9 protein-coding genes are annotated in these 17487 nt (G+C 70.0%); 6 read left to right on the forward strand and 3 right to left on the reverse strand.

The window, feature by feature from the left end; genetic code table 11:
- The coding region (locus AB4Z01_RS27355) for a hypothetical protein (RefSeq protein WP_441699082.1) at window positions 1-3340 on the reverse strand (3340 nt) is incomplete at its 3' end.
- Between the two features lie 484 nt (window positions 3341-3824).
- On the opposite strand from AB4Z01_RS27355, the gene AB4Z01_RS27360 reads away from it, so the two are divergent.
- Genes AB4Z01_RS27360 through AB4Z01_RS27370 form a run of 3 tightly spaced genes read left to right on the forward strand, consistent with a single transcriptional unit; the run spans window position 3825 to window position 12816 of the window.
- Complete coding sequence (locus AB4Z01_RS27360) at window positions 3825-6122, forward strand: FecR domain-containing protein (RefSeq protein ID WP_441699083.1); 2298 nt, start codon at window positions 3825-3827, stop codon at window positions 6120-6122.
- A 35-nt stretch (window positions 6123-6157) separates the two neighbouring features.
- Window positions 6158-11041, forward strand: a complete 4884-nt coding sequence (locus tag AB4Z01_RS27365; RefSeq protein WP_441699084.1) for a PKD domain-containing protein — start codon at window positions 6158-6160, stop codon at window positions 11039-11041.
- Window positions 11038-12816, forward strand: a complete 1779-nt coding sequence (locus AB4Z01_RS27370) for an adenylate/guanylate cyclase domain-containing protein (protein ID WP_441699085.1) — start codon at window positions 11038-11040, stop codon at window positions 12814-12816. The genes AB4Z01_RS27365 and AB4Z01_RS27370 overlap by 4 nt, the downstream gene beginning before the upstream one ends.
- A gap of 78 nt (window positions 12817-12894) precedes the next feature.
- Here the strand turns inward: AB4Z01_RS27370 and AB4Z01_RS27375 are convergent, their stop codons facing one another.
- Window positions 12895-13263 carry a YciI family protein gene (locus tag AB4Z01_RS27375; RefSeq protein WP_441699087.1) on the reverse strand — a complete coding sequence of 123 codons (369 nt, stop codon included), beginning with the start codon at window positions 13261-13263 and terminating at the stop codon, window positions 12895-12897.
- 345 nt (window positions 13264-13608) lie between these two features.
- Window positions 13609-14319 carry an SDR family NAD(P)-dependent oxidoreductase gene (locus AB4Z01_RS27380; RefSeq protein ID WP_441699088.1) on the reverse strand — a complete coding sequence of 237 codons (711 nt, stop codon included), beginning with the start codon at window positions 14317-14319 and terminating at the stop codon, window positions 13609-13611.
- An 82-nt stretch (window positions 14320-14401) separates the two neighbouring features.
- Between AB4Z01_RS27380 and AB4Z01_RS27385 the strand changes: the two genes are divergently transcribed.
- Genes AB4Z01_RS27385 through AB4Z01_RS27395 form a run of 3 tightly spaced genes read left to right on the forward strand, consistent with a single transcriptional unit; the run spans window position 14402 to window position 17463 of the window.
- Entirely contained in the window at window positions 14402-15394 is a 993-nt protein-coding gene (locus AB4Z01_RS27385) for a LysR family transcriptional regulator (protein WP_441699089.1), read from the forward strand.
- A 51-nt stretch (window positions 15395-15445) separates the two neighbouring features.
- Complete coding sequence (locus AB4Z01_RS27390; protein ID WP_441699091.1) at window positions 15446-16462, forward strand: LacI family DNA-binding transcriptional regulator; 1017 nt, start codon at window positions 15446-15448, stop codon at window positions 16460-16462.
- A gap of 59 nt (window positions 16463-16521) precedes the next feature.
- Window positions 16522-17463 (forward strand): ABC transporter substrate-binding protein, encoded by a 942-nt coding sequence (locus AB4Z01_RS27395; protein ID WP_441699093.1) that lies wholly within the window; start codon window positions 16522-16524, stop codon window positions 17461-17463.
- Window positions 17464-17487: the final 24 nt, after the last annotated feature.

A 17487-nucleotide genomic window follows, 5' to 3' on the forward strand; every position in this document is an offset into this window, starting at 1 on the left:
GCACGGCCACGGCGGGCGCCAGGCCGCGGTCGATCGCCACGCTGGCCCAGGCGCCGTCGGCGCCCTGGCGCTCCAGCGACAGGGTGAGTTCGGCGGAGGAGCTGGCGGCGGCGACCATCAGGCTGCCCGCGGCGGCCGCCGGCATGGCCAGGCGATGYACCGTCGCCCCCGTCCGCTCGACTGTCCCGGAGGGCTGCGCCGCGGCCATGGCGCCGTCCTCGGCCGGCAGCGACAGCCGCAGCTCTGTGGTCGGCCCGGAACCATCCCCGGAATCCTCTGAGTCGCTCGATTCATCGGAGCCGTCGGACGACTCGTCGTCACCTGAGCTTGCCGACGCTTCCACTCGGGCGAGATCCACGCTGTAGCGGCCGGCCGGCAGGTATTGCGACACGGCGATGTTCCAGTCGCCGTCGCGGTCGTCGAAGCGGTCCAGCACCTGGCCCTGGGCGTCGCGCAGCACGGCCTTGACGTCGAGGCCGCCGAAGCTGGTCAGGCTGACCACCCGGTCGGTCGCGATGCTGAACGGCACGGTCGAGGGCAGCGGGACGTCGCGCACCGCGTCGGGCTGCAGCTCGTCCGTGTGCAGCGTCACGGTGTAGTCCAGCCGGTCGTTGCGGCCCAGGCTGGTCGCCTCGACCCGGTAGCGCCCGGCCGGCAGCTCGCCATCGAAGGCGGCGCTGCTGCTGAACCGGGCCACGGTCTCCGGCGTGTCCAGCCGGCGCAGCTCGGCGATCATGCCGTCGCTCAGGCTCAGGCTGGCTTTGGCCGGGCCGGCCAGAGTGAAGTCCCACTGGTCCGGCGTGCGCGGATCGCTGCGGCCGGCCGGTTCGCGCCACTGGAAGGCCTGGTCGGCGTCGAAGGGCAGCGGGTGCGGGCCGTGGCCCTCCAGCGCGACCTCGGGCTCGAGCTTGGTCAGGTGCGCGACCACGCGGGTGTCGACCGCCTCGGGCAGGATCATCAGGCGGTAGCGGCCGGCGGCCAGCTCCTGCTCCAGCCCCGCCAGGTCGCCGGCGGCCAACAGGGGCCAGCCTTCGGCATCCTCCAGCCGGGCGGTGAAGCTGCGGTCCAGCCCCAGGATCTCCAGCCGGTACGAGCCGTCGGCGGGAATCTCGATCGGGAACAGGATGCCGCTGCCGGCCGGCAGGGCGGCGTGCACGGTGCCGGCGGGCACCAGCGCGGCACCGGGCAGCATCGGGGTGGGGCGGGCGGTGATACCGACCCGGCCGGTGCCGTCCTCCGCCTTGGCGGTGACGCGGTAGCGGCCGGCGCGGAGATATTGCTGCAGCAGCATGTTCTGGCCGGCGCCATTGGCCGTGGCCTCGCCCAGCGAATCGATGAACGGCGTGCCGATCGACCCGCTGGTGCGCAGCCGGCCCAGCGTCTCGACCCGGTACAGCCCGCCATCGGCGACGGCCAGGGCGAAGCTGCGCTCGGCCTCGCGGTCCAGGTCGAACCAGGCGGGCTTGCCGGCCTGCAGCGCCGTCAGCGGCGGCGGCGGGCTGACGGCCGGGTCCGGCAGCGGTGCCGCGGGTGGCCGCCAGGAGAAGATCGTGGTGCGCGGCTTGTCCGGCGCCGGCAGGGTCAGGTCGGCGCTGGTCGCGCTGGTCTTGACGGGCGCGGGCTTCAGCGCGGTGGTGCCGGTGCCGACCTCGGTCTGCAGCAGCGTGCCCTCCGCCGGGTGCTTCAGCGACAGGCCCAGCGCCTCCCCGGCGCCCTGGGTCACGGCCAGCGGTCCATCGGCGAGGTCGAGCGGCCAGGGCCGGGCCGACAGCGCAACGCCCGCATTCGGGCCGCTGTTGGCGGCCAGCCGCAGGGTCTGGCCCTCCGCCAGGTTCTGCGGGCCGAAGCCGACCACCGGATCGGGGGGCTGGATCGGCCGGCTGTCCTGCGGCGCCAGGCCCGGTGGCCCGACGGTGAGGTCGAGGATGCCGGTGGCGCCGTCGACCGGGTCCAGCTTCAGCATGTACCAGCCGGCCGCCAGGTCCCAGGACGGGGCGGCGCCATCGGTGCGGGCCGCCAGCACGTCGCCGCTGGGGGCGGTGATCGACGGCTTGATGGCCGGGCCGGCGCTGCGCACGGCGATCGGGCCCGGGGCGGTCACCAGCAGCAGCAGCGTGCTGGGGCCGCGCAGGTTGAAGCGCTGGCGCCAGGCTGTGCCTGGGCCGATCTCCGGCGCGTTGCTGCCGACGGTGACGGCCGGCTTGTCGGTCTCGGTGCGGACCAGCGCCAGGGTGGCCGGCAGTTCGTCGCCGCCGAAGCCCGCGGTCGGGGCCGACAGCCACCAGGACCCGGCCTGCGACACGCTCATGACGCCCGGGGCCTCGATCGCCCGCAGCTGGAAGGCCTGGCCGGCCGCGCCGGTCAGCTCGACCACGCGGTCCCCCGGAGTCTTGGACGCGGCCGATGCGGCGGAGGCCGTCGGCTCGCGGCTCTTCTTGTCGATTGCAGCGCTGGACACGGCACCGGTGCCGTCCAGCACGCGCAGCCCGGCCGGGGCGGCGGCGGGCAGGGCCAGGCGGAACAACCGGGCACTGCCGTCGATCCGGTACAGGTCGCGGCCGAACGGCCCGATGGTGCCGGCGACCCAGCCGGCCAGCAGCGTGTCATCGGCGCCGAAGCGGATATGGAAGGGCTGGCTGGTGTCGCTGTCGGCCCAAGTGGAGCCCGGGCCGCCATAGGCGGTGACGAGGTAGGTTCCGGGCTCGAGGGTGTCTTCGAAGGTGATGTCGGTCATCGGATGGCCGGCCACCGGCTCGATGGTCCGAATCCGCCCGGTCTGCGGCACCAGGTCGGTGCCGTTCCGCCAGAAGCGTAGATCGGCCAGGCTGCGGCCCGCCGCCTCCAGGCGCAGGAAGCCCGGCGCCTCGACCGCCAGCCAGAAGGAGCGCTGCTGCAGATCGGCCAGCGCCGCGCTCTGCACCACGCCGTCGCGCGGGCGCGGGGTCGGCGCCGCGACCTCGCGGAAGGGGGCGACGGTCAGCGCGGCCTCGCCTTCGGCCCCCTTGGCGCCGAACAGCCGCAGCTTGTAGGTGCCGATATCGAGCAGCACATCCAGCCGTCCGTTCGTAGCGCCGGCGTCGCCCGACAGCTCGGACGGGCCGGTCAGCATGTCGACCAGCTGGATGGCCACGCCGCTCTGGCTGCGCACGCGGATCGAGAACCGGCCGGGCTGCAGCACGCGCAGCAGCGTGTCGTGCCGGCCGGCGGCGGGAAGCTTGTCATGATCCACGGTGGCGGCCGCGGCCGGCGGCGCGGCGGGACTCGCGGCCTGCGCCAAAGCGGGCGGGGCGGCCAGTGCGGCCAGCAGGCCCAGCAGCCTGATCCAACGACGGGCATTCATGGCGTCACCCCCCAGTCCGGATCGTCGGACCGCCTCCGCTGCCTCATTGTTTCAACGGGATTCATGGCATTTCAATGATCCTCGCCACGGCGCGTCGTCGGGATGTCTCCGCCGCGGCCTTCGCCCAACGCGCCCCTATCTCCCGGTCGTGTCGGCGCCGGTGACGTTCGGTGCCTCCTCGGTCCGCGGCGAACTCGCGAAAACGACACTCCTGTGCGCCCGGCGACATGGCGCGAGACTGGCCCATGCTGCCTCTCTACATAAATACCTAGGAGATTGACGTTTTGCAGCTTTGTGAGATAATTATTGATAATTCTTGATAGTTAGAGCGAAAGAAAACTGCCGCAGTCTGGCGGCGTGCTCCAGGAGAGCCAATAAACCCTTCAGGAGAGACGCTGGGACCCTTCTCCAATTATGGGGGCAATTTGTGGGTTATGCCGCTCTCGCCAGATCGGTTGGACGGGCAGCTCTTGATGGGCTGGCCGTGGCGGCGCTTGCCCTGGCGGCCGCGATCCCGGTCGCCCGGGCCGAGACCGTCGAAATCCGTCTCGAGCCGAACCAGACCATCCGGCAGATCTCCGAGCGGTATCTGGGCGACCCCGATCTCTGGCCCGAAATCCTCAAGGCCAGCAATCTGGCGTCGGTCGCCCAGCTCTCGCCCGGTCAGTCGCTGCGGGTGCCGGTGGATCTCGTTGCCGCCGCCATGCGCGCGCTCGAGCGCTGTGCCGACCAGATCAGGCTGGCGAACCTCGCGGGCGCCCAGCTGTTCGCGCCGGACGAGATCGGCAGGGCCGTCGATCTCTACGACCGGGCGCTCGGCCGCCGGGTCGAGCGCGCCTGGGGCGACGCCAAGGACCTCGCCCTCGAATCCCACTCGGAGGCCACGAAGGCCCTCACTCTCTCGGAACAGCGGCGCGATGAGGCCGCCGAGGCGCTGCTGAGCGACCGCAACGGAGAGGTCGAGGCCCAGAAGCCGAAGGATCTGGCGTGGAACGATGCCCAGCTCCGTGCCGTGCTGGTGGAGGAGGAGAAGGTCCGGACCCTGTCCGACTCGACGGCGCAGTTGACCTTCCGCGACGCCAGCCGGCTCAGGCTGAACGCCAATTCGAACGCCATCATCCAGGAGATGCGCTACGATCCGCTGACACGGCATGAGGAGGCGAAGGTCAGCCTGGTCGAGGGCGACTTCTACGCCCTGCTCGGCAGCGAGAGCGACCGCACCAGCTTCGCCGTCGACATCCCGGAGGCGAAGGCCCGCATCGAGTCCGGCGACTTCTGGGTCAGCAGCAACGCGTCCGGCGCCAGGTTCACCAATTACGACGACCGTCCCGTCGCCGTCGCGGCCAGCGGCGAGACGGTGGTGCTCGGGCGGAACGAAGGTCTCGTCCTCTCCGCCAAGGGCAAGGCTGGCGAGAAGCGAGACGTGCTCGGCGCGCCCCTGCTCTCCGCGCCGGCGAATGAAGGCGTCGCCTACAACAGCGCGGCCGATCTCGCCTGGGCCGGACCCGAGGGCGCCGGCGGCTATTGGCTCGAGATCGGGGCCGACCAGTCGTTCGACACCTTGCTGGTGTCCGAGTTCGGGCTGCAGAAGCCCGCCTTCCGCGCCGAGCAGTTGCCGCCCGGCGAATATTACTGGCGGGTCTCCGCCCTCGACGCCTTCGGCCTGCCCGGCGAGCGCAGCGTCCCCTGGCGTTTCACCATGGTGATCGACAAGGTCGCGCCCTTTCTGCGGATCGACGCGCCGGGCGAGGGCGCGATCGAGCGCGACGCCGCCGTCGAGATCCGGGGCGAGACGGAGCCGGGGGCCGCCGTCTCCGTCAACGGCCGTCCGGTCGAGGTCGGCGCCCTCGGGCGGTTCGCTGCGCCGATCGAGGCCAGCGAGGGGGAAAACCGCCTCGATATCGCCGCGGCCGACCCGGCCGGCAATGTCACGCGCGTGCTGCGCAGCTTCAGCCACATGGCCGATCGATCGGAGCCCGTTGTGCTCGACGCGTCGGTCCCCCGGGACCCGGCGGGCCGGGTGCTGGCAGCCGGCGACACCGTGTCCCTCGCCGGCCGTACGAAGCCGGACTCCCGGATCGATGTCGTCGGCGCAGACGGCGGACTGCGCGGATCGGCGGCCAGCGATCCGTCCGGCCGCTTTGCCCTCAACATCGCGCTCGGCGCCGACGAGGACTCGCTCTCGATCGTCGTCACCGCCCCGTCGGGCTTCAGCACCGCGCAGAAGCTCGACATCGTGGTCGACCGTGAGCGGCCGGCCATCACGCTTTCGGAGGAGTTGCCCCGGCTCACCGCCTCTGAGACCGTGTTCGTCAAAGGGCAGGTCGCCAAGGCCGGCGCGACGCTCCGCCTCAATGGCGGCGAGGTCATGCTGAAGGACGGCACCTTCGACGAGATCGTCAGCCTGCGCGCCGGCGACAACCCGATCGAGCTCGTCGCCACCGACGGGCTCGGCAACACTGACGTCGCCCGGTTCACGGTCACGCTCGACGAGGATCCACCCCGGCTGGTCGCGGCCAAGCTCACGCCCGAAACCGGCGATGCTGGGTCCTTTGCGGCGATCGAGGTTCGCGCCTCCGACGCCTCGGGGCTCGCGGCGACCGCGCTCGCGACGGTGGGGTACGGGGCGGAGGTCGCCGACGGCGTGCTCCGGTTCAACCGCGCCACGCAGACCTATCAGGGCTCGATCCCGGTCCCGCGCGGGGGGCTGAAATCGGCGGCGGTCAGGCAGGTGGAACTGACGGACGCCGCCGGCAACAGGCAGTCGTACCGCGTGGATTGAGCGGGGGATCGGCGAGGGAAGGTTGGGCGGGGGCGATGAGCAAGACGGCGGGACACCCGGGGAAAACAGCGTTCGGCATCGCCCTTTTTGTGCTGGCGGTGGCATGGGCGTCGCCCGCGCAGGCCGATGAGAGGCCCGCCCTGATAACCTTCGGCCGGGATGCGCCCACCCGGGAAGGCGATTTCTACCGCGAGCAGACGATCTATGTCAGCGTGCCGGAAGGCTCGACCGAGCGGCTGTGGATCAATGTGTTCGATCCCGGAATCGGCCCGGAATTCGACCAGACGATGGGGCCGCCCGGGGCGAACCGGACCCGCTATGCGGTGTTCGGCGGCACCGGCGCGTTCTGGATTCCCCCGCTGGTTCCCGCCGTTCCATTGCCCGAGCAGTCGGCTGCGGGCACGCTGATCGCGGAGAAGGTCTTCGGCGCGGAGCCAGAGGCGATCGGCCAGTGGAGGACGGTGGCCGTCGTCGATCCGCGCCAGGGCGAAGCCGTCGACGGACGGCGGATCTTCCGACTGCTGGTGCAGGGCCTCGAGGGGGCCGCCGGCAACGTCTACGACGTCGCGGTCAGCGCCCGCGAAACCCGGCAGGTGGAGCCCGAGGGGCTGGAGATCTTCGCGTACCGGCCGGTTGTCCGCGTCCCCGACCARAAGACCTTCGCGCAGCTGCGGTTCCGCCCGCCGGCAGGCGCCGACCGGCTGATCGTTCACGGCTTCGATCTGGCGTATGGAACCCTGCAGCTCACCACTCCCTTCTCGTCGCTTCCGCTGAATGCGTCCGGCCAGGACGAGTGGCGGGCGACCGAGGTCTCTCCGATCCCGGGCACGGCGGGGGCGGAGGCCGCCCTCGACTTCGGTCGCGGCACGGAGATGCCGAACGACGCCACCTTCATGATTGCCGATGGCGCGGGTGCGCCGGTGCCGTTCGAGCTTCCGGTGAAGCTCTGGCCGGCCCTGGTGCGGCCGAAGCCGGCGGTCGACCGGGTCGATCTCGCGGCCTGCGGGTCGGTCTCCTTCGACGCCGGCCGGTCTGTCGATCCCAAGGGCGGTCAGTTGGCCTATCGCTGGGATTTCGGCGACGGCGCCACCGCCGAGGGTCCGCTGGTCCGCCACGACTATGCGGCGCCGGGTCGGTACAAGGCCCGTCTGGAGGTCCTCGGCTCCTCCACCAGGATCGGCGATGGGGCCGCAGCCGATGTCCCGGTCGACGTTCAGGTGCCCCCGGAAGCCCGCATCGCGGCTCCGGCATCCGCGGCCACGGGCGCCGAAGTCGCGTTCGACGGCAGCGGATCGGTGGCGGGCAGGCTGCCGATCCGGCGCCTGACCTGGCACTTCAACGACGGAGCCACGCTCGCCGGCGCCAAGGTCACCCGGCGTTTCGACAAGCCGGGCCAGTATCTCGCCAGCCTGACGGTCGATGACGGCTCCCGCGAGCCTTGCGGCGCCGGCACGGCCGAGGCCTCGATCGTCGTCAACACGACGCCGGTTGCCGTCGCCGGTCCCGGCCGCCGCGTCTCGGTGGGCGAAAGCATCGCCTTCGACGGTCGCCGGTCCTTCGATCCCGACGGCCGGATCACGGCCTATGCCTGGGATTTCGGCGACGGCACGCCCAGCACGGCCGCCGAGCCGCCCCATGCCTATGACAAGCCCGGCACCTACACCGTCACGCTCACTGTCACGGACGATGCCGGCCTGCCCAACTCGACAGCATCGGCCACGGCCACGATCGTCGTCAACGCCCCGCCGCTGGCCGTCGCCGGTTCCGACCGGATTGCCGCCATCGGCGAACCGCTCGTGTTCGACGGCTCGGCCTCCAGCGACCCGGATGGCCGCCTCGTGGCCTGGGACTGGGACTTCGGGGACGGCCGCAAGGGAACCGGGGAGCAGACGACCTATGCCTTCAGCCAGCCCGGCCTCTATCGGGTGAAGCTGACCGTGCGGGATGATTCGGGTACCGATTCGGCGATCGGCGAAAGCACGCTCAGCGTGCGGGTGAACGCCCCCCCGGTCGCTTTGGCCGGCCCCGATCAGCTGGTCACTGCCAGTGCCGTGACCTTCGACGGCAGCGCCTCCACCGATGCAGACGATGCGATCGCGCAATATGTCTGGGACTTCGGCGACGGCAGCACCGGCACCGGGCCCCGGCCGACCCATGTTTACGAGACCCATGGCCGCTATCAGGTCCGCCTGACGGTGACCGACCGGTCGGGAACGAAGCTGAACTCGGCGACCGACAGCCTGACCGTGGTGGTCAATGCCCGGCCGGTCGCCGACCCCGGGCCCGACCGGATCGTCGCGCCCGGCGAAAAGGTGGTGTTCGATGGCAGCCGCTCGCTGGACCAGGACGGCGACGTCACCGACTACCGCTGGGACTTCCGCGACGGCGGCGTGGCGAAGGGCCGGGTCGTGTCGCACAGCTTCGCCCGGCCGGGGATCTATGACGTCAGGCTGGCGGTGGCCGACGACAGCGGCGATGCCGATGCCGTCGACTACAAGGAGGCCAGGATCACCGTCAACGCCGCGCCGGTCGCCGATCCGGGCGCCGACCGCATCGCCGCGCCGGGCGACGTGGTTCGGCTGAGCGCCGCGAACTCCTACGATCCCGACGGCAAGATTGTCAGCTATCGCTGGGATTTCAGCGACGGCGGCAAATCCGTATCCACCGCGCAGGTCGAACGGACCTTCACCGAACCCGGGCTCTACACCGCTCGCCTCACCGTCGCCGACGACAGCGGCGCATCGAACGGCTTCGAGTCCCGCGAGGTGGCGATCGCGGTCAACCACGCGCCGGTCGCCAAGCCCGGCGATGACGAGGTGACCGAAAGCCTGGTCGTCGCCTTCGACGGCACCGCCTCGGTCGATCCGGACGGGGATGCGCTGACCTATCGCTGGGATTTCGGTGACGGAGCCTCCGCCACCGGCGCGACGGTGCAGCACACTTATGCCGGCGGGGGCACCTACCCGATCATTCTCGTCGTCGATGACGGCAAAGGCCTGCGGAATTCGGTCGACCAGGCCGCCCGGTCCCTGATCATCCACAAGCCGCCGATCGCGAATGCCGGCGGCAATCGCGAGGTCTGCACCGGCGACGTGATCACCTTCGACGGCTCGAAATCCATCGATCCGCAGGGTGGCGCGCTGCGCTACGCCTGGGATTTCGGCGACGGTGCCAGCTCCGGCATCGTCAACCCGACCAAGACCTATCGCAGCGAGGGGGTCTATCCGGTCACCCTGTCGGTGAAGGACAGCGCCAACCTGTCGAACAGCGACGGTGTCGACCGGGTCTCGGTCAAGGTCGACCAGGGCCCCTATGCCGATGCCGGCCCGGACATCGAAGCCTGTGCGATGTCCCCGATCGATTTCGACGCCTCGCGCTCCTTCGACCCGCACGGGACGATCAAGCGCTACGACTGGGATTTCGGCGACGGCAAGTCGGCGATCGGCGAGAAGCCGAACCATCTCTACGAACGCCCCGGCGACTACCGGGTGTTCCTGAAGATCGAAGGCCAGCGCTTCGGCAAATGCGATCCGCACTCCACCGACGAGATGTCGGTCCGGATCCTGCAGGGACCGGTCGTCAAGATCGTCGCCCGGGCGGCGGCGCCGCTCGGCGACGTCACCTTCGACGGCTCCGGCTCCGAGATCCCGGGCGGCAGGATCACCGGCTGGAGCTGGGATTTCGGTGACGGCAAGACCGTGGAAGGAGCGGTCGTCACCCACCGCTTCACCGAACCCGGCCGGAAGAAAGTCACCCTGGCCGTGACCAGCGATTCGTCGTCGCCCACCTGCCAGCGGGTGGCCGGCACGCATGTCGTGGAGATCAACGCCCCTCCCGTCGCCGTGATCACGGCGTCCGAGAACGTGTCTCAGGGCGAGGAGGTGGTCCTCGATGCCGGCCGGTCGCATGATCCGGACGGGGCGATCGCTGCCTACAGCTGGGACTTCGGCGACGGCGAGACGGCGACCGGGGTCCGGGTCAACCATCGCTTCGCGACCGCCGGCGCCCGCAAGCTGCGCCTGACGGTCGCCGACGAGGCCGGGGTGGAGAACTCCTCCGCGACGGTCGAGCAGACCCTGATCGTGCGTCCGCCGCCTGCGCCCGAGATCGGCCTGCCGGCCGCCGCCTGCACCGGCGAGGATGTCCGCCTTGTTGTCGACGCCGCCGCGAAACCGGCTGGCGCCGGCTGGCGTGACGCCGGCGTGAAGGACGGGGCCCGCACCTTCGTCCGGCGGTTCGAGCACCCGGGCCGCTACGACGTGACGGTCATCCCCGATGATGGCCATGCCCTGGCGGTCAGCCAGCGGCCGCAGACCCGCATCCTGCACGTGAACCGGCCGCCGGTGCCGGTGCCCGGCCCGCAACGCCTGGTCTGCCCGATGACCGAGGTCGCCTTCGACGGCACGTCGTCCTACGACGATGACGGCCAGATCATCCGCTATCGGTGGGATTTCGGCGACGGCGAGAGCGCCGGGGACGCGAAGGCCACCCATGTTTTTGCGAAGCCGGGGACCTACGATGTCGTGCTGACCGTCACCGACGACACGGAATCGAGCTGCGCCGCCGCCAGCCGGTCGACGCGGGTGGTGGTCAATGCACCGCCGGTCGCCGATGCCGGACCGCCCTTCGAGGCCTTCGTCGGCGGGGCGGCGGATGCCGTGCTGCTCGACGGCACGCGCTCCAGCGACCCCGACGGCGGTGCCCTGACGCAGGTGTGGCGGCTCGGTGACGGCACCGTCGAGACCGGCGAGCGCGTCCGCCACCTGTTCCGGCAGACCGGCGAGATCCCGGTGGCGCTCACGGTCACCGACAGCTCGGGGCTGCCCTGCGGCGTGGCGACCGACGACACCGTCGCGACGGTCCGCCGGCGGTCGCCGCTGCTGGCGACCGAGACGCCCGCGCCCGGATCCAAGGAGTGAGCTCGCTGTCCTGGCTCCTGTCGCTGAGCCTCCGCCGCAAGCTGCTGCTGTTCTCGGCGCTGATCGCGGCGCTGCCGCTCCTCTTCGCCGGGCAGTCGCTGATCCGGATCGCCCGTGACGAGATGAAAAGCTCGGCCAATGAGCGGCTGGTCACGACGGGCCGCGAGGTCACCAGCCAGATCGACGACATCTATGAGCGGGCCTGGCTGGCCCCACTCCTGCTGATCCGCAGCGCCGTCGACAGCAAGCAGGCGAGCGTCGGTGAGAAGGTCGCCATCCTCACCCATGGCATCGCCCAGCTGCCGGACATCGTCGCCCTGCAGATCACCCTCGATGGCGACCGCCTGCCGCTGGTGATCTCGCAGAACCGATTCAGCACGAGGCTTACGGAAGCGAGCATCCAGCCTTTGGACGTGCTGCGGGTGCCGCCGGAGGCGGTCCTGGCCGCGGCGCCCGAAAGCGGGGCGGCGGTGCGGGTCACCGCCGTCGATTACGAGCCGAAGACCGACACCTGGCTCGCCACCGTGGTCCTCCCGCTCGATAGCCGGTTCAGCGGGGCGCGCGCGGTGCTCTCGGCGCGGATCGATCTCAGCCGCATCCGGGACTTCATCGCCAGCCAGCCGTTCCGCCAGGTCGGCACGATCACCACGGTCGACGCGCAGGGGCGGAAGCTGTTCGACCCGGAGCTGGACGAGACCGGCGGGGTCAAGCAGCTGAGCCGGCGCGAGATCGTGAGCAAGGCCCTCGCCGCGCGCGCGGGCGATCAGGCCCGCGCCGTCAGCGTCGACACCTATGCGCGGCCGGACGGCACCGCGATGCTCGGCAGCTTCGCCTTCGCCCGCAGCTTCGACTGGGCCGTGATCGTCGAGCAGAAGGAGGCGGACGCCTATTACGCCGCCGACGTCATGATCGAGAGCCTGTTCTACTGGGTGATCGGCGGGCTCGCCGTCGCCGTGCTGGGGGCGGCGGTGTTCGCCCACCGCATCAGCCGCCCGATCCTCTCGATCGGGGAGGCGGCGAACGAGGTGGCCAAGGGAAACTACCGGGTCCAGGTCCGGAACGTGCGCTCCAGGGACGAGATCGGCGAGCTGGCGAAGCGCATGAACAACATGATCGTCCAGATCAACGAACGCTTCGAGCTGGCCAAATTCGTGTCCCACGGCACGATGGATGCCATCCGGCAGTCGGACGAAGCCGGCGTTCGCCTGGGCGGCAGCCGCTGCGAGGTCGCGATCCTCTTCGCCGACATCCGCGGCTACACGGCCTTCGCCGAAAGCCACGACCCGGAGACGGTGGTCGAGACGCTGAATTTCTATCTCGCCGCGCAGGCCGATCTGGTGGCCGCCCACAATGGTGATATCGACAAGTTCGTCGGCGACCAGGTCATGGCTGTGTTCCAGGGTCCGACCATGGCCGCCGACGCCCTGCGTTGCGCCGCGGCCATGCAGACGCACATGGCCGATGCCTCGGCTGCCAGCCCTGACCGGGACCTCGCGATCGGCATCGGCATCGATATGGGCGAGGTGGTGATGGGAGCGATCGGCGCCCGGAATCGCATGGACTTCACCGTGCTCGGGGATCACGTCAACATTGCCGCCCGCCTGTGCTCCGCCGCCAAGCCGCGGCAGACGCTCGCGACCGTCGCCGTGGTCGAGGCCGCGACCGGCCTGGACCTGCCGCTGGCGTTCCGCGCGCTCGACCCGATCGCCCTCAAGGGCAAGAGCGCACCGCTCAGCGTCTATGACATCCAGCCGGCGACCCGTGCGGTTGCCTGATGCGGGCGGGGGCCTGCCGCGCGATTCATCTCAGTGGCAGCGCCGCGGCGAGAAGGCCACCAGCGCGGCGTCAGAGTCTCACCGTAAATCAGCCATCTCGTATAGCGGCCGGATTTCGATCTCGCTCGGTCCCGGCATGGGATTGGGGCAGCGCTTCACCCAGGCGACCGCCTCGTCCATGTCCTTGACGTCCCAGAGCCAGAAGCCGGCGACCAGTTCGCGGGTCTCGGCGAAAGGTCCGTCGATAACCGTACGGTCGGGACCATCGAACGCGACACGCTTGCCCTGCGAGGAGGGCTTGAGGCCGTCGGCCATAACCAGGATGCCGGCCTTGCGCAGCTCATCATTATATCTGCCCATCGCCTCCATCATCGCCATGGTCTCGGCAGTGGGGGAAAAGCCCTTTTCACTGTCGTCGGTCGCCTTCACCAACACCATCACGCGCATCGTCCGTCTCCTGGTCAGAACCGGCCGTAACGGCCTGGTACCGGAACGACGAACGGAGTTTCCGGAAATCGACATCGCCCGGCATTTTTTCCGCCGAGTGCGGCTGGCCCGGCGGACCACGAACACGCAGCAAGGCTGGCCCGACCCCCTCAAAATGGGGGATCGACGACCCCCGGCAGCGCGGCGCTAAATTGGCGTGGATGCCATGGTTCCAGGCGCCATCCAGTCCGACCCGGGGCTATCCCCACCACGCTCCGGGTCGGACTGAATTCCGGCAGCCTCCGTTCGCAGGTCGAACCGGTCGGGCGATAGTTCTGCCTTTGCCGGGAGTTCGGCGGGCACAGGTCACCAGGGGACAGTGCGGCCCAGATAGTCGAGATACTGCAGGCCGGGGGTTTCCTGCTGCGCGATCAGAACCTGCACCAGGCTGGGAACGCTCTCTTCGATGGAGAGCCTTGCGTCCGGGCCGCCCAGGTCGGTGCGGACCCAGCCCGGCGCCATCACCACCATGGCGCGCGATGTTCCGGCCTGGCGGGCGGCGAAGCTTCGCATGAACATGTTCAGGGCCGCCTTGCTGCCGCGATACAGCTCTCGCTGGCCGGTCTCGTTGTTGCTGATGCTGCCTTGCCCGGACGACATCACCCCGATCAGACCCGTCGCGGAGACGCAGGGCTCCAGGCTCTCGATCACCCGCATCGGGCTCAGCGAATTGGTGATCATGACCTGGACGAAATCATCGGTCGACACCTCGCCGATCGTCTGCATCGGGTTCCGGTTGGCGATCCCGGCATTGACGAACAGCATGTCGAACATCCGGCCGGACAGGCGGTCGCGCAGCGCTGCGATCTGACCGGGGTCGCAGATGTCCAGGATCTCGATCTCGAGCCGGCCGCTGTATTCGTCCGCCAAGTCGTGCAGCGGGGTTCCCGCGCCGCGCACTGTGCCGACGACGTTCCATCCGTGTTTCAGGAACTCGGCCGCCATGGCATGGCCGAGACCGCGTGACGCGCCGATGAGCAAGATGGTGCGGCGGTGCTGATCGATGGAGAGGGGCATGGGCCCGATGCCTTCGCTGGTGACGCAGGCTCCTGATATGGCGGACCGTGCAGACTTGCGCCAGACGCACAGGATTCAATGAATGATTGCATCCGACGCTATGCCTGGGCAGGCCGATGGGCTATCCAGGGCCATGCAAAGCGTGGATCTCAACCTCCTCGTCGCACTGGACGCGCTGCTCACCGAGCGCAGCGTGACCGGAGCGGCCCGCCGGCTCGGTCTGAGTCCCTCCGCCACGAGCCGGACGCTGGCGCGGCTTCGCCTCGCGACGGGCGATCCGCTGCTGGTGCAGGCCGGCCGCGCCCTCGCCGCCACACCCTATGCCGAAGAGTTGAGCAGCCGTGTCCATGCGCTCGCCCATGATGCCCAGGCGGTGCTTCGGCCGGCCCCCGGACGGCTGGACCTTGCCGCACTGCGTCGAACCTTCACGATCCGCGCCGGCGAGGGGTTCGTGGAACTCCTGGCCGCTCCGCTTGTGGCGGTGATCACCGCTGCCGCCCCGTATGTCCGCCTCCGCTTTGCGCCGAAGCCCGACAAGGACGCCAAGCCGCTTCGGGAAGGGTTGATCGATCTGGAGATCGGGGTGCTCGGGACCGCGGCGCCGGAGGTGCGGACCCGGCTGCTGTTCCGGGACCGGCGTGTCGGCGTCGCCCGGATCGGGCATCCGCTTCTGGCGGCCGGCGGCGTGACGCCGGAACGCTATGCCGCCTGCAGCCATGTCGTGGCGTCACGCGAGGGAGAATTCCTCGAACCGGTCGATGATGCCCTGGCGGAAATGGGCCTGAAGCGGGCGGTGGTTCTCGTCGTCCCGGGGCATCCCGATGCGATGCGGGTCGCCCGCCGCTCGGATCTGGTCGCGGTGGTGCCGCGGTCGTGCCTCGGCAATGCCCTGGCGGCCGATCATGCCGCCAGTCTGGGGCTCGAAAGCTTCGAATTGCCGGTCCGGACGCCGGAATTCGCCATATCCGCCATCTGGCATCCGCGCCTGGATGTCGACCCTGCGCACCGCTGGCTCCGCGACACCATCATGGCGGTGGGCCGGGATGCCTATCCGCAACGGCATGCCATAGCCTGAAACCGGTTTACTAAACCGGTTTCAGGCGCTAGCGTGACGGTCGGAGGCAGGATGGCGACCATACGCGATGTCGCGCGGGAGGCGGGTGTTTCACCGGCCACGGTCTCGCGCTACCTGAACCGCAATATCGAGCTGCCGGCGGAGACCGCCGGGCGGATCGATGCCGCCTCGAAGCGGCTGGACTATCGCCCGAACTTGCTGGCCAAGCGCCTCAGCCTCGGCAGCTCCGAGACCATCGGCCTGGTCACGCCCGAGATCGCCAATCCGTTCTTCGCCGCGCTGGCCGCGGCGGCGGAGGCCGAGGCGCGGCATGCAGGTTTCTCGATCCTCTTGAGCAGCACCGGCGGGGATTTGGAGATGGAGGCCGCCAGCATCGACCGGCTGGCCGCCCGCCATGTCGACGGCCTGCTGGTCCTCACCAACCGGGTCGATGACGGCCGACTGCGGGACCTGATCGACGGGCGCACCGACGTGGTCGTGCTCGACGAGGACGTGCCCGGCGCCAGGGTCACCCGGATCTTCGTCGAGAACGAAGCCGGCGCCCGCGACGCCACCCGCCATCTGATCGCCGCGGGACATCGCCGCATCGCCCATATCGGCGGCCCGGAGCAGCTGCTGAGCACGGAGGAGCGGTTCGCCGGCTTCGCCCGGGCCATGGCCGAGGCGGGGCTGCCGGTCGAGGACGGGCTGGTCCGGTTCGGCGCCTATGAACGGGATTTCGGGCGCGACGCGACCCGGGCGGTCCTCGCCAATGGCCGACCGACCGCCGTGTTCACCGGCAGCGACTACATCGCCATCGGCGTGCTGGAGGAACTGGCGGCCCATGGCCTGTCGGTGCCGGGCGACCTGTCGCTCGCCAGCTTCGACGACATGCCCTTCGCGGACCTCCTCAGCCCGCCGATCACCACCGTGCGCCAGCCGATCGAGGCGCTCGGCCGGCTCGGCATCCGGACGCTGCTGGCGCAGATCCGGGGCGAGGAGACGCCGCCGATCCAACGCCTGCCCACCGAACTGGTGATCCGAAAATCCGTCGGACCGCCGCCGGGAAAGGCCAAGACGGCAGGCTGATCGCGACGCCTGCCGCCGGGGAAGAAACGCGACAACAACACCACGCAGAGGAGAGCTTCATGACCCGACTGAACGCATTGATGTCCACCGTGGCGCTGGCCGGCGCCGCCATTCTGGCTTTCGCCGCCCAGGCGCAGGCCGAGACCATCGCGCTGGTGACCATCAACCAGCAGGCCCTGTTCTTCAACCAGATCAACCAGGGCGCGCAGAAGGCGGCCGATGCCGCCGGCGCCAAGCTGGTGATCTTCAACGCCAACAATGTGCCCAGCGCCCAGAACGACGCGATCGAGAACTACATCACCCAGAAGGTCGATGGCATCGTCCTGGTGGCAATCGACGTCAACGGAGTGAAACCGGCGATCACCGCGGCCAAGCAGGCCGGCATCCCGGTGATCGCGGTCGACGCCCAGATCCCGGACGGCGACAACGCCGCCTTCGTCGGCGTCGACAACCTCAAGGCCGGCGAGGAGATCGGCAAGCACACCGCCGACTACGTCAAGGCGTCGATGGGCGGCAGCGCCAAGCTCGGCGTCATCGGCGCGCTGAACTCCTTCATCCAGAACCAGCGGCTGGACGGGTTCAAGAAGGCGCTCGCGGCGTCGGGGGTGAAGGTCGACATCGTCGACACGGTCGACGGCCAGAACGTCCAGGACGTCGCCCTGACGGCGTCGGAGAACCTGATGACCGCCAACCCGGCCATGACCGCGCTCTACGCCACCGGCGAGCCGGCGCTGATCGGCGCGGTCTCGGCGGTCACCAGCCAGGGCCGCACCGGCGACATCAAGGTGTTCGGCTGGGACCTGACCTCCCAGGCGATCGCCGGTATCGACGCCGGCTGGGTTGCCGCGGTGGTGCAGCAGGACCCGGCCACCGAGGGCAAGGTCGCGGTCGAGAGCCTGCTGAAGCTGAAGAAGGGCGAGACCGTGCCGGCGATCATCAACGTGCCGGTCACCATCGTCACCAAGGCCAACGTCGACCAGTTCCGCGGCATGTTCAAGTAACCCGCCGAGGCTGCCCCTTCGGAC

This window comes from Inquilinus sp. YAF38 (assembly GCF_052113205.1).
Lineage (GTDB): Bacteria > Pseudomonadota > Alphaproteobacteria > DSM-16000 > Inquilinaceae > Inquilinus.